This is a genomic window from Thermosynechococcus vestitus BP-1, assembly GCF_000011345.1.
Classification (GTDB): domain Bacteria; phylum Cyanobacteriota; class Cyanobacteriia; order Thermosynechococcales; family Thermosynechococcaceae; genus Thermosynechococcus; species Thermosynechococcus vestitus.
In genome coordinates this window covers 2,230,358-2,249,038 of the sequence record NC_004113.1, presented here as the reverse complement: position 1 = coordinate 2,249,038, position 18,681 = coordinate 2,230,358, and the positions used below count along the sequence as shown (strand labels likewise).

The window sequence follows — 18,681 nt, the reverse complement described above, 5'->3', positions numbered from 1 at the left end:
AGCAACACTTTCCTGAAAACTTAATTGAGGGGAGGCAAAATGCACTTATGCTGCACTTGATGGGTGCGGAGATTGTAGCAGTCACCATCACTGAGGATATGTAGGCGCAAGTTGTAGATACTCAAAGGTTCGTTGACATCCACATGGGCATAGTTCGTGTAGCTGACATCCCGAGGATCAACAATAGTAACAGAGCCCCGACCCAGAACCCGCAGCGTACCATCGGCTTCAAACATGGCACAAGTATCTTCATCAATGCCAACACCTAGCTTGTCGGGATGAGCAGAAATGGCACTAATCAGGCGCGCCAAACGATTGCGGTTGTGGAAGTGCTGATCCACTAAAACATCGGGAAGAATACCCAAGCCTGTGGCCAAATCTACTAGGGAGCGGTTTGGGGCTTCATTGCTGCCCCCACTGGCAATCATGCACTCACCCAGGACAGCGGCACCGGCACTGGTACCCCCAAGGATGGATTTGCCTTCCCAGACTTGATGGCGCAATTGGTAGAGGAGGGGGGTTTCATCCAGCAGCGCCGATAAACGCAGTTGATCGCCCCCAGACATAAAGATTCCAGTACAGCGACTCAAACGAGCCAGCATCTCTTCCTGTTCGGCATCGGCGCGATCGCCGACCAATAGAATGTCCACTTCCCGCACGCCAATGTCGCGGAAAATATCGTGGTAGAGCCGCCCCATGGCATCGGGTTCACGGGAAGCAGAGGGAATAACGCCAATGACGGCATCTAGACCGCCAGCGCGTTGGCAAAAGGTGGTGAGAATTTGTCGCCCACGTACTTTGTCCTCCGCTCCCCCGATCGCCATCACTAAACCTTTGTGACCAGAATGTTGATGGGTCGTTTTGGAAATGGGGTCTAATTGCAACATAGGGTTACGGTGAATGAAACGTTCAATCGGCAGCAAGAATTGATGTATTTGCCAAGGTGAATGCCAATACCCCACTGTTGACACGGGGATTCTATACAGCATAATGCCAGATTAAAGAAAATGTTTAAGTTTCGATCAAGATTTGCAAAAATGCTTCATGTTCAGGAGTGGCAATTCCCTGTTATAGTCCCTGTAAGACAGTACCCCGATCATCGGTCCGTAATGGGCGGCCAACCAACGTTCGGGGAATTGGCGACTGCGGACAATCCCTTCGGTGTCAGCAGTGAGTGGCTGGTACTGCCCTGTGTCTAAAACCAGTGAATCTGGCGATCGTAGATAAACTAAAGGAAGTATTCCTGAACGCCATTGCGGCAGTCCACCCTGAGCTGATCAGGGAGGTTGAAGGCAGCACTGCTAGCGGCAATTTCAACCACCAGTTGCGGTGCGCCCTCGATATAACCCTCCTCGCTCGTGCGGCAGTCACCCCCGAGGCGGAGAATGGTATGGGTCTACGGTTCATTACTCCCACAAATCGTAGGAGGCACACCCAGTGTAACTGCTTTGTCAAAGCCCAGCCAACCATGATCGCGGTATGGGGCTGGTTGTGGCTGACGTGAACGGGAGAGGCTACGTAATAATTCCCTGAGTCAGTTCTGGTTTTTTGGGGTAAAGCCCCATAGGGCCGCTCAAACTCGGCTCGTGTCTGGCGATCGCTCTTTTCCAAGGGGGGCAGTTGCGCGGGGTATGGAATTGTCATGGCAGGCTGTTGGGGATTCTCCTGCTGCCTTTATCGGAGTTGTTGCATTCTGCGGCTATATTGTCGCTGCATGATCGGGGCAAGGGGGACAACGAAAGTGGTGCTGGGGATGCTTTCTAAGGGGGCGATCGCCGACGATGAAAGCCACTTTTGACTCCAGCGATGCCAACATCCCTGCGCTCCTAGAGCGAGAAGGAATAATTACTAGCACCAGGGGGGCAACCTATGGGCAATCCCGCACCCCCCTTAGGCCACATTCTCAAGCGGACTGGCAGTGGTCCAGGCAATCAGCCGAAACGACCATTGACGTAATCGGCAGTCTTCTGCTGCACAGGCTTCGTAAAAATAGACATGGTGTCGTTGTACTCCACCAGCTCGCCAAGGTACATAAAGGCAGTGAACTGGGAAATGCGAATGGCCTGCTGCATACTGTGGGTCACAATCAAAATCGTGACTTGATCCTTCAGCTCTGTAATCAGGTTCTCAATACTGACCGTTGCAATTGGATCCAAAGCAGAGGTAGGTTCATCAAACAAGATGAGCTCTGGGTTAGTGGCAAGGGCACGGGCAATACAGAGCCGCTGCTGCTGGCCCCCCGAAAGAGAGGTGCCCGGGTCTTTGAGGCGATCCTTCACTTCATCCCAGAGAGCTGCATTGCGGAGCGATCGCTCCACCACCTCATCAAGAACGGCACGGTTAGTGATGCCACGGATGCGCAGGCCGTAGGCAACATTCTCGTAAATCGACTTAGGGAAAGGGTTTGGTTTTTGGAAGACCATGCCGATCTGCATGCGCACTTCAATGGGATCCATCTGCAAAAGGTTACGCGGGTTTTCATCCCCTAACCAGATTTCCCCCTCGTAGCGATTGCCAGGATACAGATCGTGCATGCGGTTAAAGCAGCGCAGCAATGTGGTCTTGCCACAACCTGAAGGGCCGATCAAAGCTGTGACTTGCTTTTCATAAACCGGTAGATTAATATTCTTCAGGGCTTTGTTACCGCCGTAGTAAAAATTTAAGTCGCGCACTTCAGCCAGCTTTTTTAAAGGCTGTTTTGTTGGCGAAGCTCCCTGTCCTTGATCGGTTTGTTTTACCATTTGATGCTCTTCCTAAAACGATAACGAAGGTAAATGGCCATCGCATTGACGCCCAAAGTCAGCACAAGCAAGACAATCCCTGCTGCAGCTGCATTCACCTGAAACTCTTCCTGGGGGCGTGATACCCAGTTAAACATTTGAATGGGTAACACCGTAAAGGGTGACCAGAGCCATTTGAACGAAACGTAGGGAAACTCCCCCTTTAGTGGCGCGTCAGGCAAAAAAGTGATAAAAGTCAACGCACCGATAGTGACAAGTGGCGCCGTTTCTCCCAAGGCCCGCGACACCCCCACGATCACACCAGTGAGAATCCCACCCATGGAGTAGGGCAAGATGTGATCGGCGATGGTTTGCCAACGGGTGGCCCCCACAGCATAGGCACCCTCACGAATACCTTGGGGAATCGCGCGAATCGCTTCCCGTGTGGCGACAATGATCACCGGTAAAATCAACAAGGCTAGGGTGCAGCCAGCGGTCAGAATACTTTCACCCCACTTGAGGATATAGACAAAGAACCCCAGGGCCAACAGGCCATAAATGATGGAGGGAACACCAGCCAAATTGGTGATGTTGATTTCAATGAAATCAAGCAGCCAATTCTTCGGCGCATACTCCTCAAGGTAGATGCCCGCTGCCACTCCTAATGGTACAGCAACAACAATTGTAACCAGAATAACCAGTAAGCTACCTACCCATGCGGTTAAAATCCCTGCTTCAGCAGGATCTCCACTGGGAGGTGACGTGAAAAACTTCCAGTTCAGTATAGGAGCCCCCCGCAGGAGCAAATCTCCTACCAGCAGTACCAGTGTCAGCAGCGCAATGGCGATAGAAAAAAGGCCAAGGAAAATAAAAAACTTTTCCCAGCGCGTCCTTGCCTTTACAGAGGCTCGAATCGCCAAAGGGTTCCGCAGCATGTCAATCATTTAGTACACCTCCCGATAGCGGCGGCTAATAAAGTAACCGGCCACATTCATGAGGAATGTCACAAAAAAGAGCATGATTCCCGCTGCAAAAATAGACTGGTACTCCAAGGAACCATGGGGCAAGTCTCCAAGACTCGCCGAGACGATAAAAGCCGTTGTGGTTGCAGCGCCTTCAAGGGGATTGAAGGTAAATTTGGGTTGCAAACCAGCAGCCACAGCAACAATCATTGTTTCACCAACAGCCCGTGCCAAACCCAAGATGTAGGCTGCAATCAAGCCTGAGGTTGCCGCAGGCAATAGTACTCGCAGGGCTGTTTGTAGGCGAGTTGCCCCCATGGCGTAGGAGCCTTCCCGTAAATGGCTAGGAATCGCTTGTAGGGCATCCTCAGCCATACTCATAACGTAGGGAATGACCATCAAACCAACCACAATGCCCGCCCCCAGCATATTAAATCCGGGGAGCTCGTAGTATTCCCATGGTTCTTTCCCCGGTTCATACCATTTCTGCACAGCCAGAATGATTTTTTGTAGCAGGGGTGTAACAAATAGGAGGGCAAAATAGCCATAGACCACTGTCGGCACCGCCGCCAGTAGTTCCAAAATCGGCTTTAGAATTTCTCGCACCTTGGCAGGGGCAAACTCACTGAGATAGATGGCACCAATTGTCCCGAAGGGAATTGCAACAAGGCTAGCAATAACGCAGGTCGTAATAGTTGCCGATAGCAGTGCCCAAACACCAATAGTAACCGGCTCAATTAAGGGGGACCACTCTGTAGTTGTTAAAAATTCTGCAAGGGCAGCTACTAGAGATTCGTGATGAATCTCGATCACTTTTTCGAAGAAGACTGCCGTCTCGCTAAAGAGGATGTAGATGATAACGGTAGTGATCGCTACGGAAGAGAAGGCCGCCACAAAGAGGAGACTGCCGATAATTCGCTCTACCCAGATGCGCTTTTGCCTAGCCTTTGCCGGAATAGGCAGTTCAATGCGTGGAGCTAAAGGTTGATCAGCCATAGGTGGAATTTTGAAACGGCAAACGGGGAAGAAAGCGCAAGTCTTTTTTTCTTCCCCTGATCTTAGACTACTCCTTGGCCTCTCGACTCAGCAACTGCTTGATGGTGAGACCCACTGCCTCTTGACCGCCAAAAACTGTGCCAATGCGATTCCTGTTGAAGTTGGCCAGAATCGTCTTGTAGGCACTAGTGGGAAGAGGAACATACTTAACTTTCTTTGCCATTGCAACGCCATTGTTCAGGTAGTAGGTGATAAATTTTTTCACCTCAGGACGTTGTGCAGCTTTGGCGTTGACATAGATAAAGATGGGCCGGGAGAGGGGTTGATAGGTACCATCAATCACTGTTTTCTCAGAGGGCGCCACCGGACCTTTGCCATTGTCAATGCTCACGGCTTTAAGCTTATTTTTGTTTTCCGCATAGTAGGCATAGCCGAAGTAGCCCAGGGCTCCCCGTTCACGGGATACCCCTTGGACGAGGACATTATCATCCTCACTGGCAGTGTAATCCTTACGACTAACTTTGGACTTGCCGTTGATGGCCTCGGTGAAGTAGTCAAAGGTACCGGAATCCGCCCCTGCACCAAAGAGTTTCAAGGGGATATTCGGAAAGCCTTGGCGCACTTGGCTCCAGTTGTTGATTTTAGAGTTTGGCTCCCAAATCCTTTTCAATTCAGCAACAGTCAGACTTTTAGCCCATGTATTTTGGGGGTTCACCACCACAGTGAGCGCATCATAGGCAACGGGCAGCTCGATATACTGGATGCCAGCTGCTTTACAGGCTGCCATCTCTTTTGCCAAAATGGGCCGGGAAGCGTTGGAGATATCGGTTTCCCCGCGGCAGAACTTCTTGAAGCCACCACCGGTACCGGAAATACCTACGGTAACACGGATTTTGCCCCCTTCAGCTTTTTGAAAAGCTTCGGCAGCCGCTTCAGTAAGGGGATAGACCGTGCTAGAGCCATCAATACGAATCGTGGGAGTTCCCTGAGACAAGGCAGCGGGTATCAGGCTAGCGGAAAAAGCCGCCACAGCGGCAAGGACCCCCAGAGGGGCATAGCGTTTTGCAGATGTCAACATGGTAATGTTTCCTAGCGGAGTAAACAACGCTTTACGGTGTAGAGTAGTTTCGGGGTGGCGGTTACCCACAGGTTTCCAAGGGGTAAGCCGCTGCAATATCCCCATTGCCAGCATAGTCAAAAGACTTAGGGGATGAAGTTAAGAGAAGGTAAAAGTTTGTTTAAAATGCTCTTGCATGTTGGGGATCAACCCTTTGTGCCCGCAAGATCACTTATCTGCTGGGTTCAGTTTAGACCTTCAATCTGGGCGAGGGAGACATTCTAAGGATTGTTTGCAATGCCGTCATTCATCTCTAAAATCTATCAGTGGCAGGGCTTTTCCTGTGCCTATCGCTTCAGTTCTCAAACAGGACGCTCCCCCATTCTCTTTATCCATCCCGTGGGCGTGGGGCTCTCTGGGCAGTTTTGGGACCGCTGTGTCAGCTATTGGCAATCTCAAGGGGCAACTTATTCATTTTACATTCCTGATTTACTGGGCTGCGGCCAGAGTGACTTGCCCCATTGCGCCTATTATCCGGAAGATTGGGCAGCTCAGTTACATTTCCTGGTCACATCTGAGATCCGGCAACCAGTGATCCTCGTTGTTCAAGGGGCATTGTTTCCCGTAGCGATGGAGCTGGTACATTTTGATCCCCAACTAGTAAGAGCACTGATCCTCAGTGGCCCACCTGCGCCTGCTTTGGTGTCTGAAAATACTGAGCCGAGGTGGCAGAAGGTGCGCTGGAATCTTTTTGACTCGCCGTTGGGTCGCGCCTTCTATCTCTATGCGCGTCAGAAAAGTTTTCTGCGTCGGTTTTCAATCAATCAACTGTTTGCGAAGGGGGAGGATGTGGATGAGGAATGGCTGGGAATGCTGGCGGCGGGTGCTGCTGATCTTGAGAGTCGCCATGCCGTGTACTCTTTCCTCTCGGGGTTTTGGCGGCGGGATTACCGTCAGAAAATGCGGGATATTCGTCAACCAGTGCTTGTGGTGATGGGGGATCAAGCCTCTAGTATCAGTCGCGATGGTGGGGCTGAATCGCCTGAAGAACGCCTAGAGTTTTACGCCAAGACATTTCCCAATGTGCAAGGGGAGGTCATTCCGGGGCGCAATGTCCTGCCCTATGAGTCAACCCCTGCCTTTGTGGAGGCGTGTCAGGCCTTTCTGTGTGCCCAAGCTCTCTAAAGCCAACCGCGCAGCCTATAGATGAGAAGACCTTGATATTCCCGCAGGGCAATGGTGGTGATGTCCACGTTGTAGGGATTGGGGATCAGGCTAAGGAGCAGGTTTTGCCAGGTGGGCGATCGCGCGATCGTCGGGTACCGATAGTCCGTTGGCGCCGGGATCACATCCATCCCTAAGCGGCGAAAAATGGCGACGGCGCGGGGCATGTGGTAGGCGGATGTCACCAGGAGCAACTTCCCCTGCATTTGATGCTTCTCAAGAAGCGCTTTGACGTTCACAGCATTTTGGTAGGTATTCAGGGAGCTGGTCTCCAGCAGGATCTTGTCCCTTGGCACGCCACAGGTGGTCGCAATTTCTGCCATATCCACGGCTTCTGCTTGCTGAAAGGTTTCGCCGAGCCAGTTAATACGCCCCCCACTGAGGATTAGGTAGGGGTCAGAGCCCTGACGGAAGAGGTGAGCACCGTAGAGAATGCGATCGCCCCCTTCCGTGACTTCTACCCAAGGTCGCGGCGCCGTTTGTGGGACCACAGCCCCACCGAGAACAACGATCGCAGCCGCTTTGGGCATCGGATGAGGGGGTAAATACTGCCGCTCTAGGGAAGCAATCAGGGTTGCGGCTACATAGTCATTCCCACTCAGGAGCAAAATAGTTAGGGCAATCACCAGGGCGATCGCCGCCTGTTTTGGGGCACGCCAAAAGCGCACAATGGCAAAAACTAGCGCCCAACAGGCCAAAGGCAATGGATACAGCAGGGGTGGCAGCAATTTCGATAGCAGTAGATCCATTCCCTTAGCGAGTGCGCTCCATCTGAATGCGGTAGCGTTCTTTCTTGGTGAGTTGAATTTCTTGAATCCGCAGTTGTCCTTTGCCGCGGATGGCAATGAGGTCGTTGACCTTAAGGAGATACCGCGGTTGCTGCACCACCTGCCAGTTGACTCGTACCAGTCCTTGGCTAATCCACTCGCTCATTTTACTGCGGGAAACCCCGAAGCCGGCTGAGGCTACCGCATCCAAGCGCAATGATGCTTCGACGGTACTGAGGGATTTCCGTTGGGGAGGCGCTACGGCCAGTTCTGACCAGTCACAGAGATCAACGGTCACTGGTACTGTGCGCACTTGCTTTAACTCTTTTTGTAGGGTGGAGACTTTCTCAGGGATGAGAATAACCTGTGCCCCCCGTTCTCCCAAGAGAATCACATCCCCATAATCCCCTTCATCGAGACCGACACTGGCGATCGCGCCCTCAAAATCACTGTAGGTGGCTGGATCGAAGAGAAAGTTGCCTGTGATTCGCCCTAAGGCAAGGGGGGGCTGTTGCCCCTCAAGGGGAAGTTCGACGGGGGCGATCGCCAACCGACAGCGTTCTGCTTGAGGATAACCTCCCCAGGCCAGGCCATGGACATCGGCTCGTTGCTCAAGGACGCCCAGTGCCTCCACCACCCGATCCGGGGGCAAAAAGAGGGTGTGCACCACCGACCAAGTTTTAATGGCTGTGTCAAGGGCGGTCTCTAGGTCAACCATTTAGGCCTCAAGAAATTCCGGCAGTTCCAGCCACTGAGCCAAGTGGGCTTTCACCTGTTGGCAAAATTGGGGGCGATCGCCAAATTTCTCAGTGCGGATGGTTTTGCGCTGTGCATCCAAGGTCCAGCCGTAGTCACTGCTGAGGCGGATTTTCCCCTGCCAGTCGGCAATCGAAAGGATTAACCGCGGTGCTGGACTATTGTCAACCCCCTTGACTCGAAAGACATAGTTAAATGTGTTCTGCTTGGCAGCCGCAACCGTCGAGGCTTGCCCAAACCGCTCATACAAGCGCGATCGCACCCGCTCCACCAATGCCGCATCGCCTAAATCTTCTAGGGTGCGCATGGCCAATGTCAGGGCAAAATAAAACTCTTCGACAGGAATAAACTCCAGTTCCATGCAGCTTGCCAAGACTCTCTTCAAAATAGTACACTAGTTAGCTGTGTCTAAAATAGGGCAAGGCTATGCCAAAGCTAAAAACACGTCGCGCTGCTGCCAAACGATTTCGGACAACGGGCAGTGGTAAGTTTGTCCGCCGCAAGGCCAACAAAAATCACTTACTCGAACATAAGGGGAGCGATCGCAAGAATCGTCTTTCCCATAAAGCCCTGGTTGATCCACGGGATGTTGAGCGAGTATCGCTGATGCTTCCCTATGCTTAATTAATAAATTCTCAGTTTTTTCAAGGGTGAAGTTGAACTATGGCAAGGGTTAAGCGGGGTAACGTTGCCCGCAAACGGCGTAAAAAAATTCTCAAGCTCGCCAAGGGCTATCGGGCAGGGCACTCGAAGCTCTTCCGCACGGCTAATCAAGTCGTCATGAAGGCCCTGTGCAATGCCTATCGCGATCGCCGGCGGCGCAAACGGGATTTTCGGCGGCTCTGGATTGCCCGCATTAACGCTGCTGCGCGTCAATATGGCATGAGCTACAGTCAACTCATGGGGGCCCTGAAAAAAGCAGATATTCAACTGAATCGTAAAATGCTGGCTCAATTGGCGGTGCTGGATGCCCCTGCCTTTGCCACTGTCATTCAGACGGCTCGCGCCCTTTAGAACCCGCTCTAGGCATGATCGCCGCTTTTCAATCCCCCGGTGCCACCCTTGAGTTAGGGTTTATTACCCTGCGGTGGTACGGGTTGTTGATTGCTGTCGCCGTTTTTATTGGCATTTGGCTAAGCCAACGTCTAGCACGCCAGCGGCAGATTGATCCTGAGCAGATTGCGGATCTATCCATTTGGCTTGTGGTTGCGGCTATTCCCGCTGCACGGCTCTATTATGTCGCCTTTAACTGGGGCTTTTATCAAAAACACCTAGATCAAGTGGTTCAAATTTGGAAAGGGGGCATTGCGATTCACGGTGCCATCCTAGGTGGCATAGTGGCGATGGCTATCTTTACCTATGTGCAGCGGCTTTCCTTTTGGCAAGTGGCGGATGTTGTTGCCCCTTCATTGATTTTGGGACAGGCCATTGGTCGCTGGGGTAATTTTTTCAACTCTGAGGCGTTTGGTGCCCCCACGGATTTGCCCTGGAAACTCTATATTCCTGTGCCGCAGCGTCCCCCTGAGCTAATTAACACAGCCTATTACCACCCCACGTTTCTCTATGAGTCCCTTTGGAATGTTGGGGTTTTTCTTCTCCTGTTGTGGCTCTTTCGTCAACCTCGCTATCAAAAACCGGGGACCCTCTTGATGGTCTATGCCATTGCCTACAGCTTGGGGCGCTTTTGGATTGAGGGGCTACGCATGGATAGTCTGATGTTAGGCCCCCTGCGAATTGCCCAAGTGGTTAGTTTGGTCGCGATCGCCCTGGGATCTTGGGGACTCTTTCGCCTGTATTACCAAGGCAAGCCCTTACCAGATTGGCAAACCCCCTAGGCCATAACTTCATCGGCAAAGCTTTGCCAGCGTACAAAGTGAAAGGGGCCGGCTACGGAGCCCCAAACGTGCTCGTCGGTTTCTGGATCTCGTCCGCGATCGTGGCTAATGAAGCGATCGCCATCAATTTCAAAGGTGCTATCGAGATAGGTTTCCCGTCCCTTACGCACGACTTTACAGGCTTTTCCCGGCTCCACTTCACCGCGAAAACTATGTCCTGTCCAGTAGGTGAGCATATTGCAGCCACAGAGGAGTTCAAGATCATCGGCTGTCATGGCCTGAAGCCGCTGGCGATCGCGAGCTGCCCCAAAGAAGCGTTTTTCATCCTTGAGCACATAATTTTTAATGACAATGTGATCATTAGCGGGCATTAGTTCCAAAACCCGTGTACGGTAGGGAACGCTGAGGAGATAGTCATAGGCCTGTTCCACATAAAGGGCAATACCCTCCAGAACACCCCTGGGAAGGGGGCGCATACAGACCCGAATATGGGCATAGAAGGGAGGATTCTCAAAGGCTTGCGCTTGGTTACTAAAATCCGCCGCCATCCAACGGCCAAGAGTCAACACATCGGTTGCGTGTGTCATGCTCCACAGGTGCCTTACAACAGTTCTTTTTTCACACTAACGGATTGCGGGACCTTCTTCATCCCCAGGCCCTAAGTTATCCGCAATAATGCCTGAAGGAGTCCCTCCAGGGTATGCTCTGTTGCTTCAGTGTCCACTCGTCCCAAGAGTTCACGGCACGTTTGGGAGGTTTGCGGCCCGATACTAGCAATCTGCACATTCTGAAGTAACTCTGCCGCCTGAGGGCCCACTAATTGGCAAAAGTGTTTCACCGTCTTAGAACTGGTAAACGTGACTATATCCACTTGACCCGCTTGCAGCGCTGCTAAGACTGGGGCATCAACAGTTTGGGGGCAGCGTGAATTGTAGGCGGGCACCTCAACAACCTCAGCCCCAGCCGCCGTGAAGGCCTCCCCTAGAACGGGTCGTCCGCCCTTTTCAACCCGTGGAAAAAGAAAACGCAACCCTGCAACGGGCTCTGGGAATTCTACTACGAGGGCATCGGCGACAAATTCCCTGGGGGTGAAGTCAGCCACTAGGCCGTAACGGTTAAGGGTTTGGGCAGTTTTTTCACCGACGACAGCAATCTTCAGGCCTGCGAGGGCACGGCTATCCTTGCCATGACTGTGTAACCGTTTCATAAAAAACGTAACGGCATTGTGGGAAGTCAGAATTAGCCAGTCAAAGGTATCGAGTTGTGCCAGGGCCTGATCGAGGGGCTGCCAAGAACTGGGAGGCACGATTTCCAGTGTCGGCATTTCTAAAACGGTGGCACCGGCGGCTGTCAGTTGTTGAGTAAAATCACTTGCTTGGGCTGCCGCACGAGTGACGAGAATGGTTTTGCCGTGGAGTGCAGACATCGATGATGGGGAAATCCTTAAAAATTCAGGGAAGACCAGATCTAGACTAGCCAAAGGGTAGCGTTTTCGGGCGATCGCCCCAATGACAACGACTGCAGGAGCCATGTCTGGAAACTGCGGCGACTGCAGATAGCTCTCTAGGGTGCCAAACCAGAATTGTTGCTGGGGTTGCCCAGCCCACTGCAGAATCGCCAATCCCTCCGTGGGCGATCGCCCCTGCCGCAGCAATGCCTCGGCAATATATCGCAGGGAACGGGTGGCCATCAAAAAAATCAGCGTCTCCATTCGGGCGATCGCTGGCCAAGGAAGTGTCTCTGGCGCATGCCCCGACAGAATAGCTACGGACTGACTCACGTCCTTTGCTGTCACACAGATACCAGCCAATAAAGGTGCCGCCAGCGCTGAAGACACCCCTGCAATCACCACCGCCTCTAAACCTGCCCCCAAGACAGCCTCAAGTTCCTGATGCAAACGGCCAAACAGCCCCGGATCGCCACTTTTGAGGCGAACAACCCGCTGATACTGCTGGCCGTAGGCCACTAAAAGGCGGTTGATTTCCAATTGGGGAATGGCCTCAGCTCCTGCGCGTTTGCCCACCGCCACCCGTAAGCAATCAGCGGGGGTGAGTTCAAGAAGGCTAGGGGAGAGCAGGGCATCATAAAGAACCACCTGCGCTTGCTGTAGGCAGGTCCATGCTTCGAGTGTGAGAGAGCTAGGGGTACCTAACCCCGCACCCACAAAATAGACCGTCAATGACTACCCTTGGCTGCGTTGCAGGAAGATCATTGGGTTAACAGCACCCTGCCCTTGGGGATGCACTTCAAAGTGGACGTGGGGGCCTGTGCTGCGGCCAGTACTGCCCATTTCAGCAATCTGCTGCCCCTGCTCAACGTATTGACCCACACGTACCAAGTTGCGATGGTTGTGGGCGTAGAGCGTCAGCGTCCCATCGGCGTGGCGAATTTCCACAAGATTGCCGTAGCCACCAGAGTTCCACTGGGAGTAGGTGACCACACCGGCGGCAGCAGCATAAATGGGCGTGCCAATGGGAGCTGCAATATCAATCCCCCGGTGCATCCGTCCCCAGCGGGGGCCAAAGCCAGAGGTCAACACCCCCCGCGCCGGCCAAATAAAGTTCGTAGTTAGGCTTGGCAGGAAGCGATCGGCGTTGGGTAGAGGGGGTAAGTCAAGAGAACTAGGTAACGGTGGACTGATAATTGAGCGTGCCACCTTGACGGGCACAGGGGGCGCAATGGGTTGTACAGCGGCAGGGGGGGGTGCCGTTACCGTTGTTATTTGCGGGCGCCTCACAACGCTGGGCTGGGGTAGAGCTGGGCGAGCAGGGGTTTGCTGGATGGCAAGCAGAGCAGGATTGGTGCGACGCTGCCGCTCAGAAGCACGCCCAAAGGGGACAGACCCTAGGGTTGAAGTGGCAGCAGGTGCTGCTGAGGGGTTGACAAATGCCACCCGCTCGGAGAGTTGCGTGGTTTCCCCCTCGGCGAATTGTGGTTCAACGTTGGCCGTCGTTTGTTCCAAAGAGCCCCCTATCCCAAAGGGGGTATCAATGGCCAAGGAAGCAACAACAGAGGTGGTGGCTTGAGTCACCAAATCTGCCAAGCTATTGGTGCGAACCCGACGATCCACCACTTTGAAGGTGGGTTCCAATGGGCGACTGAGGCGGTCAAAGGCAGCAGCGGTAGAGAGGGTCAGCGCTGGTCTGCTCAGGGGGAGGGGCGCAAAACTCATCTGCGGCTGGATAGCGCGTTGCCATGCCCCTTGGCTAACCCCCAAGAGGACGTCGGTTTTGTCGGCGGATAAAAGATTTTCAAATTCAGCAGGGGAGTCTTGGCTTTCGGTGCTAAAAAGAGAGGGCCTGCTGAGAGATTCGGGGCGAACGTCCTTTGAACCCAGATCGTTCGCAAGAGTAGTCAGATCAAGGGCGTGGGTAGGCTGAATCAGAACAAAGGTACCTAGCAGGGGCAGATAGGAACAAAGGGAGCGCAGCGAAGGACCAAGCATAGCAGCAGACCCAAGAGGTGCATCCTGAGAGGCGGTAGGGGTAAAACTATCGTTGCTCAAGGTAATCCTCCTCGCACACAAAATCTACAGTGATTCGACAAAGCGGTGAACTGAGAACACACATCATGAGCAATCCTTCAAGGTAGCCGGAGGCCACTCGCCGCATCTATGCCTAAAACTGTCCCAATCTGTTGTTGATGCAAAGGGTGTTTTGGCACCACGACGAAACTTCTAGGTGACTTTACCCAATCCCCAACCAAATGACAAGCCTTCCTCCCCACCTTGCTTTGCTATCTCTGGGGGATGAATTATCTGCTGTAAAACAAAAATATGAATTTCCTACCTGCTGGCTAATAATCAAAAAGCCTGAATTTATCACGACTTGAGCTGGATTAATGCCCGCGAAAGAAAAATCCTTATTGCCAATAAATGAATAAGTAAAGCAAAGTTAGCTAATCAGTATGTATAATTTTTTTTAATCAATTAAGTCAGTTGATATCCTTACTTATCGTTGGTCGTCCCATCAAAATTGTCCTATAACACTTGTGCCAAATTGAGGTAAAAGTGGCACATATTCATCTTTACTCCTAGGGACAATCAAAGCAAGCTTGCTTGGTAAAATAAACGAGTTTGTAACGATTTTTGGCGATCGCCCTTCTGATGGAGCTTTGTCCCCATGACTTACCACAAGCTGTGGTTTCAACAAACAGCGAGCCACCTCAAAGTCTTGCGCCCTTTTCCTCCATTTAGTGTTGTCCAAAAGTTCATTCGCGAATATCTCCCCAACCTCATTGACTATATGGATGGCCAAGGATTAGATCTCAGGGATCCACGGCACTGGTGGGAGAGTATCCACATTGATGCCATTTTGGAATTAGAAAATAGCCAGGGGGAAACCCTGCGGGTCGCCGCTGGAATTATTGAGCAGTGGCGCAATGCCAACGCCGCCTTACGGCTGATTACAACCCCTGCAATGGCCAAGCTGCGGCGCGAGTCCCTCAATGTCAGCCAGCATTGGCTTTTTTATGTCTCAAGCCGTAGGCCTTATCCAGAGTCCCTGTGGATTGATGTGCTCTATGGGCAGGCGGACACGCCCCCCACAGAAACAGGCTGCACCATTATTGAAGTGACAGCACCGGAGGCTTAGCGGGTAGGTAGCCCACTGCGAGAATGTCCTCGCCCACGGTTTGCCAAGTCACGTCCTCTAGGTACAAGGCCTCATGCATCTTGGTCAAGCCTAAATCGGCCACTGGGGTGGGGGCATCGAAGCCACCGATAATTTTTGGCGCAATAAATGCCCACACCTTCTGTACCATGCCTTCGGCGATCGCTGCCGCTGCGAGGGAACCGCCACACTCCCAAAGCGCTGTCATGATGCCCCGTTGATGAAGCAGTGCCATAACGGCAGTCGGTGTTAGGGGCTCGCGGTGGACCACCTCCACACCCCGTGCCTGCAATTGGGGAATGAGGGGATGCTGGGGCGAAGCGGAAGTAACCACCAAGGTCGCCGCTGCGGTTGTGTCCCACAAAGAGGCATCCGGTGGCAGATCAAGGGTACGGCTCATGACCACCCGTAGGGGATTGTGCCCATGGCGTGAGGTCAAGAGGGGATTATCTAGACGCACGGTATTGCCCCCCACAATGACAGCATCGCATTCAGAGCGCAGTTGATGCACCATGGCGCGTGCGGCTTCGCCACTCACCCAGAGACTATGACCCGCCCTGGAGGCAATTTTGCCGTCGAGGGTCATGGCGTACTTCAAAATGCCAAAGGGACGCTGGTAGCGCACCCGATGGACAAACGCTTCGTTCAGGCGTTGACAGTCTGCTTCCCGCACGCCAACAGTGACTTCTATGCCCGCTGAGCGCAGCCGCTCTACCCCTGCTCCGGCCACTTGGGGATTCGGATCAATCATGCCCACCACCACCTTGGGAATACCCGCGGCAAGAATTGCCTCAGTGCAGGGGGGAGTGCGGCCATAGTGGTTGCAGGGCTCAAGGTTGACGTAGAGGGTGGCCTTGCTCAGGAGGGGGCGATCGCTCTCGCTGACACTGCGCAGGGCAAAGACCTCGGCATGGGGTTCCCCCGCCTTGGGATGAAATCCCTCCCCAATGACCCGTCCCTCCGCCACAATCACACAGCCGACGAGGGGATTCGGAGCCGTACGGCCTTTGGCCCGAGCCGCTAACTCAAGGCAGCGCCCCATATACTGGGCATCAATCGTGGCTATTTCCTCCACAACGGGGGCTGAGCGCATCAGCAAGAATTAACGTTCGTGTTCGGTTTCCGAGGAATGCTTCGGCAGTTGCTCCGCCTCTGGACATTCATCGGCAATGGCTAGCTCTGCATAGCCTCGGGGAACTGCTGCGAGCCGCCGTGAAATGGAGCCAATACTTTCGATATTGACGATCTCTTCCCAAGCACACACTTCGTCGTCTTCCTCCGTTTCGTAGCGGATGGTAACCACATTCCCTTCGATGTCCACAATGCGTGCTCGGTCAATCAGGCGTTGTTGATCCCGCAAGTAAATCCAGACTTCTTGGCCGTCGGTATAGAGTTGATAAAGCTTGCGGTGTAACATAGAGCGGTCTCCTTCTCGGAATTGGGCGTAGCAACAGTTAATAAGCTGTGCTGCAACCTCTTGCCTGTCATCTTACCGCTAGAATCCACGAGATGAGCAGCGGTAAAGGTGAGGCGGGGGGACTGAGGGTGTCCATCTCGGTGTAGCGATCGCGCAGCACAGGGGAAAGAGGGATTCTGACGGTCTGGGGCAGATCTCGTACAATCGAATAAGCGTAACAAAGGGTAAATAATCCGTTACTATAACGCTATTCATTTATTCTAACCAGTGCGGAGTCGTTCAAACGGCATGGGCAAAATTGTTGGCATTGATCTGGGGACAACCAATTCCGTCATTGCTGTGTTGGAAGGGGGAAAACCCGTTGTGATTGCCAATGCAGAAGGCTCCCGCACCACCCCCTCTGTGGTGGCCTTTGGCAAAGATGGCGAGCGCCTTGTGGGGCAGTTGGCACGGCGACAGGCGGTGCTCAATCCCCAAAACACGTTCTATGCCGTGAAGCGCTTTATTGGCCGTGAGTATAGTGAACTTACGGCTGAATCCAAGCGGGTACCCTATACGATTCGCCGCGATGAATCGGGAAAAGTGCGTATCAAGTGCCCACGGCTGCAACGGGAATTTGCCCCCGAAGAAATTTCAGCCATGGTCTTGCGCAAGCTGGTGGAGGATGCCAGCCGCTACCTAGGGGAACCCGTCACTGATGCGGTGATTACTGTCCCCGCCTACTTTAATGACTCGCAGCGGCAAGCCACCCGTGATGCTGGACGTATTGCGGGTCTCAATGTGCGGCGGATTATCAATGAACCCACCGCGGCCGCCCTAGCCTATGGTCTCGATCGCCAGCAGGAACAGACGATTCTTGTTTTTGACCTGGGCGGTGGTACCTTTGATGTTTCCATTCTCGAGGTCGGTGATGGCGTCTTTGAAGTGAAGGCCACCAGCGGCGATACCCAACTGGGGGGCAATGACTTTGATAAGTTGATTGTCGATTGGCTAGCCGAAGATTTCCTCGCTAAGGAGGGCATTGATTTACGGCGCGATCGCCAGTCGCTGCAGCGGCTTACTGATGCTGCCGAAAAAGCCAAAATTGAACTTTCTGGCCTCCTGGAAACCAATATCGATCTGCCCTTTGTCACCGCCACGGCAGAGGGGCCAAAACACATTGAAACCACCCTCAGTCGTCGTCAATTTGAAGACCTTAGCCAAGGCCTACTGCAACGGCTGCGCTATCCGGTCGAGCAGGCCCTCATGGACGCCCATTTAACCCCCAGTCAAATTGATGCCGTGGTTCTGGTGGGGGGTGCGACGCGGATGCCCATGGTGCAGGATCTCGTGCGGCAGATGATTGGCCGTGAGCCCAAACAAAATGTCAACCCAGATGAAGTGGTGGCCGTCGGTGCCGCGATTCAAGCGGGGATTCTCGCAGGGGATGTGAAAGATATCCTGCTTTTGGATGTAACGCCCCTTTCCTTAGGGGTGGAAACCATTGGCGGCGTGACTAAGGTGCTGATTCCCCGCAATACAACGATTCCGGTGCGTCGCTCCGATATTTTCTCAACCTCAGAAAATAACCAAAGCCAAGTGGAAATCCACGTGGTTCAGGGGGAGCGGGAACTGGCAGCACACAATAAATCCTTGGGACGCTTTAAGTTAACGGGAATTCCGCCCGCGCCTCGGGGGGTGCCCCAGATTCAAGTGTCCTTTGACTTGGATGCCAATGGCCTGCTCCAAGTGGTGGCCTTGGATCGCTTTAGCGGTCGTGAGCAAAGTGTGGTCATTCAGGGGGCATCAACCCTGAGTGAAGAGGAAATTCAGCAGATGCTCTTGGATGCTGAATCCAATGCAGCGGGCGATCGCCAGCGGCGGGCACGCATTGAGAAGCGCAACCGTTCCCAGGATTTGATTAACCGAGCCGAACGCCAATTGCGGGAAGCGGCTCAGGAATTTGGCTATCAGTTTGCCGCTGAGCAGCGCCGTGGTATTGAGGCCCTAGTGCGGCAATTGCAGGAGGCCATTCGCAATGAGGACGATCGCCAGATTGACCTCACCTATGCTGCCCTTGAAGAGCGGCTCTACGACTTTATCCGTCAACTGCGCCTGCGGGAAGAGGAGGCGGAAGACGATGAAGAGGTCTTTAAGCTGCCCAACCTGCGGGAAGCGGTGAATAAAGGTCTGGATGTGGTGCGGGGTCGAGAGCGGCGGCGCGATGATGATGAGGATGAGTGGGCTGAGCCGCCCCGGACACGGCGTTCCCGCAGCTACTCCCAGCGCGCTGATTCAGCCCCGTGGGACGATTGGGACGACGACTGGTAGGGCTTTTTGGCATTCTTTGCGGCAACT

The 18,681-nt window shown here is 53.3% G+C and carries 19 protein-coding genes and 1 pseudogene; 7 read left to right on the top strand and 13 right to left on the bottom strand.

Annotated elements, in window-relative coordinates; translation table 11 throughout:
* Positions 1-20: 20 nt before the first annotated feature.
* Entirely contained in the window at positions 21-989 is a 969-nt protein-coding gene (locus TLL_RS11000; RefSeq protein WP_011058003.1) for a cyanophycinase, read from the bottom strand.
* 185 nt (positions 990-1,174) lie between these two features.
* Between TLL_RS11000 and TLL_RS13200 the strand changes: the two genes are divergently transcribed.
* Entirely contained in the window at positions 1,175-1,504 is a 330-nt protein-coding gene (locus TLL_RS13200; protein ID WP_011058002.1) for a hypothetical protein, read from the top strand.
* Positions 1,505-1,931: 427 nt separating this feature from the next.
* Here the strand turns inward: TLL_RS13200 and pstB are convergent, their stop codons facing one another.
* The 4 genes from pstB to TLL_RS10975 form a co-directional block, all read right to left on the bottom strand.
* Positions 1,932-2,741: a phosphate ABC transporter ATP-binding protein PstB gene (pstB, locus tag TLL_RS10990; RefSeq protein ID WP_011058001.1), complete on the bottom strand. Its 810-nt coding sequence runs from the start codon at positions 2,739-2,741 to the stop codon at positions 1,932-1,934.
* Positions 2,735-3,664: a phosphate ABC transporter permease PstA gene (gene pstA / locus TLL_RS10985; protein ID WP_011058000.1), complete on the bottom strand. Its 930-nt coding sequence runs from the start codon at positions 3,662-3,664 to the stop codon at positions 2,735-2,737. The genes pstB and pstA overlap by 7 nt, the downstream gene beginning before the upstream one ends.
* Entirely contained in the window at positions 3,665-4,678 is a 1,014-nt protein-coding gene (pstC, locus tag TLL_RS10980) for a phosphate ABC transporter permease subunit PstC (protein ID WP_011057999.1), read from the bottom strand.
* 67 nt (positions 4,679-4,745) lie between these two features.
* Positions 4,746-5,756, bottom strand: coding sequence for a PstS family phosphate ABC transporter substrate-binding protein (locus tag TLL_RS10975; RefSeq protein WP_164920994.1), 1,011 nt, complete (start codon positions 5,754-5,756; stop codon positions 4,746-4,748).
* A gap of 276 nt (positions 5,757-6,032) precedes the next feature.
* Between TLL_RS10975 and TLL_RS10970 the strand changes: the two genes are divergently transcribed.
* A complete protein-coding gene (locus TLL_RS10970; protein WP_011057997.1) occupies positions 6,033-6,920 on the top strand; it encodes an alpha/beta fold hydrolase in 888 nt (295 codons plus the stop codon).
* Here the strand turns inward: TLL_RS10970 and TLL_RS10965 are convergent.
* The 3 genes from TLL_RS10965 to TLL_RS10955 are packed head-to-tail and all read right to left on the bottom strand — an operon-like array spanning position 6,917 to position 8,843.
* Positions 6,917-7,708 carry a YdcF family protein gene (locus TLL_RS10965; RefSeq protein ID WP_011057996.1) on the bottom strand — a complete coding sequence of 264 codons (792 nt, stop codon included), beginning with the start codon at positions 7,706-7,708 and terminating at the stop codon, positions 6,917-6,919. The genes TLL_RS10970 and TLL_RS10965 overlap by 4 nt on opposite strands.
* Before the next feature lie 4 nt (positions 7,709-7,712).
* On the bottom strand, positions 7,713-8,444 hold the full coding sequence (locus TLL_RS10960; RefSeq protein WP_011057995.1) for a photosystem II S4 domain protein: 732 nt from the start codon (positions 8,442-8,444) through the stop codon (positions 7,713-7,715).
* A complete protein-coding gene (locus TLL_RS10955; RefSeq protein ID WP_011057994.1) occupies positions 8,445-8,843 on the bottom strand; it encodes a hypothetical protein in 399 nt (132 codons plus the stop codon).
* A 65-nt stretch (positions 8,844-8,908) separates the two neighbouring features.
* On the opposite strand from TLL_RS10955, the gene rpmI reads away from it, so the two are divergent.
* The 3 genes from rpmI to lgt are packed head-to-tail and all read left to right on the top strand — an operon-like array spanning position 8,909 to position 10,317.
* On the top strand, positions 8,909-9,106 hold the full coding sequence (gene rpmI / locus TLL_RS10950; protein ID WP_011057993.1) for a 50S ribosomal protein L35: 198 nt from the start codon (positions 8,909-8,911) through the stop codon (positions 9,104-9,106).
* A 39-nt stretch (positions 9,107-9,145) separates the two neighbouring features.
* Entirely contained in the window at positions 9,146-9,496 is a 351-nt protein-coding gene (gene rplT / locus TLL_RS10945) for a 50S ribosomal protein L20 (RefSeq protein ID WP_011057992.1), read from the top strand.
* Positions 9,497-9,510: 14 nt separating this feature from the next.
* A complete protein-coding gene (gene lgt, locus TLL_RS10940; protein WP_011057991.1) occupies positions 9,511-10,317 on the top strand; it encodes a prolipoprotein diacylglyceryl transferase in 807 nt (268 codons plus the stop codon).
* Here the strand turns inward: lgt and TLL_RS10935 are convergent.
* The 3 genes and pseudogenes from TLL_RS10935 to TLL_RS13590 all read right to left on the bottom strand — a co-directional run.
* On the bottom strand, positions 10,314-10,904 hold the full coding sequence (locus TLL_RS10935) for a chromophore lyase CpcT/CpeT (protein WP_011057990.1): 591 nt from the start codon (positions 10,902-10,904) through the stop codon (positions 10,314-10,316). The genes lgt and TLL_RS10935 overlap by 4 nt on opposite strands.
* 71 nt (positions 10,905-10,975) lie before the next feature.
* Positions 10,976-12,496, bottom strand: coding sequence for a uroporphyrinogen-III C-methyltransferase (gene cobA, locus TLL_RS10930; protein ID WP_164920993.1), 1,521 nt, complete (start codon positions 12,494-12,496; stop codon positions 10,976-10,978).
* Between the two features lie 3 nt (positions 12,497-12,499).
* Positions 12,500-12,937, bottom strand: a pseudogene (locus tag TLL_RS13590) (M23 family metallopeptidase); the annotation flags it as partial.
* Positions 12,938-14,438: 1,501 nt separating this feature from the next.
* Here TLL_RS13590 and TLL_RS10920 point away from each other — a divergent pair.
* Complete coding sequence (locus TLL_RS10920) at positions 14,439-14,909, top strand: hypothetical protein (protein WP_011057987.1); 471 nt, start codon at positions 14,439-14,441, stop codon at positions 14,907-14,909.
* Here TLL_RS10920 and ribD read toward each other — a convergent pair.
* Both ribD and TLL_RS10910 read right to left on the bottom strand, forming a co-directional pair.
* Positions 14,881-16,020 (bottom strand): bifunctional diaminohydroxyphosphoribosylaminopyrimidine deaminase/5-amino-6-(5-phosphoribosylamino)uracil reductase RibD, encoded by a 1,140-nt coding sequence (gene ribD / locus TLL_RS10915; protein WP_011057986.1) that lies wholly within the window; start codon positions 16,018-16,020, stop codon positions 14,881-14,883. The two genes, TLL_RS10920 and ribD, sit on opposite strands and share 29 nt — an antisense overlap.
* A 9-nt stretch (positions 16,021-16,029) precedes the next feature.
* Positions 16,030-16,344, bottom strand: a complete 315-nt coding sequence (locus tag TLL_RS10910; RefSeq protein ID WP_011057985.1) for a DUF6679 family protein — start codon at positions 16,342-16,344, stop codon at positions 16,030-16,032.
* Positions 16,345-16,632: 288 nt separating this feature from the next.
* On the opposite strand from TLL_RS10910, the gene dnaK reads away from it, so the two are divergent.
* On the top strand, positions 16,633-18,654 hold the full coding sequence (gene dnaK, locus TLL_RS10905) for a molecular chaperone DnaK (protein ID WP_164920992.1): 2,022 nt from the start codon (positions 16,633-16,635) through the stop codon (positions 18,652-18,654).
* The last annotated feature ends 27 nt before the right edge of the window (positions 18,655-18,681 follow it).

What these genes read in the sequence shown, in the direction of transcription:
- TLL_RS11000 (WP_011058003.1), bottom strand. Translation starts at nt 989, where the DNA reads ATGCTGTATAGAATCCCCGTGTCAACAGTGGGGTATTGGCATTCACCT.
- pstB (WP_011058001.1), bottom strand. Translation starts at nt 2,741, where the DNA reads ATGGTAAAACAAACCGATCAAGGACAGGGAGCTTCGCCAACAAAACAG.
- pstA (WP_011058000.1), bottom strand. Translation starts at nt 3,664, where the DNA reads ATGATTGACATGCTGCGGAACCCTTTGGCGATTCGAGCCTCTGTAAAG.
- pstC (WP_011057999.1), bottom strand. Translation starts at nt 4,678, where the DNA reads ATGGCTGATCAACCTTTAGCTCCACGCATTGAACTGCCTATTCCGGCA.
- TLL_RS10975 (WP_164920994.1), bottom strand. Translation starts at nt 5,756, where the DNA reads ATGTTGACATCTGCAAAACGCTATGCCCCTCTGGGGGTCCTTGCCGCT.
- TLL_RS10970 (WP_011057997.1), top strand. Translation starts at nt 6,033, where the DNA reads ATGCCGTCATTCATCTCTAAAATCTATCAGTGGCAGGGCTTTTCCTGT.
- TLL_RS10965 (WP_011057996.1), bottom strand. Translation starts at nt 7,708, where the DNA reads ATGGATCTACTGCTATCGAAATTGCTGCCACCCCTGCTGTATCCATTG.
- TLL_RS10960 (WP_011057995.1), bottom strand. Translation starts at nt 8,444, where the DNA reads ATGGTTGACCTAGAGACCGCCCTTGACACAGCCATTAAAACTTGGTCG.
- TLL_RS10955 (WP_011057994.1), bottom strand. Translation starts at nt 8,843, where the DNA reads ATGGAACTGGAGTTTATTCCTGTCGAAGAGTTTTATTTTGCCCTGACA.
- rpmI (WP_011057993.1), top strand. Translation starts at nt 8,909, where the DNA reads ATGCCAAAGCTAAAAACACGTCGCGCTGCTGCCAAACGATTTCGGACA.
- rplT (WP_011057992.1), top strand. Translation starts at nt 9,146, where the DNA reads ATGGCAAGGGTTAAGCGGGGTAACGTTGCCCGCAAACGGCGTAAAAAA.
- lgt (WP_011057991.1), top strand. Translation starts at nt 9,511, where the DNA reads ATGATCGCCGCTTTTCAATCCCCCGGTGCCACCCTTGAGTTAGGGTTT.
- TLL_RS10935 (WP_011057990.1), bottom strand. Translation starts at nt 10,904, where the DNA reads ATGACACACGCAACCGATGTGTTGACTCTTGGCCGTTGGATGGCGGCG.
- TLL_RS10920 (WP_011057987.1), top strand. Translation starts at nt 14,439, where the DNA reads ATGACTTACCACAAGCTGTGGTTTCAACAAACAGCGAGCCACCTCAAA.
- ribD (WP_011057986.1), bottom strand. Translation starts at nt 16,020, where the DNA reads ATGCGCTCAGCCCCCGTTGTGGAGGAAATAGCCACGATTGATGCCCAG.
- TLL_RS10910 (WP_011057985.1), bottom strand. Translation starts at nt 16,344, where the DNA reads ATGTTACACCGCAAGCTTTATCAACTCTATACCGACGGCCAAGAAGTC.
- dnaK (WP_164920992.1), top strand. Translation starts at nt 16,633, where the DNA reads ATGGGCAAAATTGTTGGCATTGATCTGGGGACAACCAATTCCGTCATT.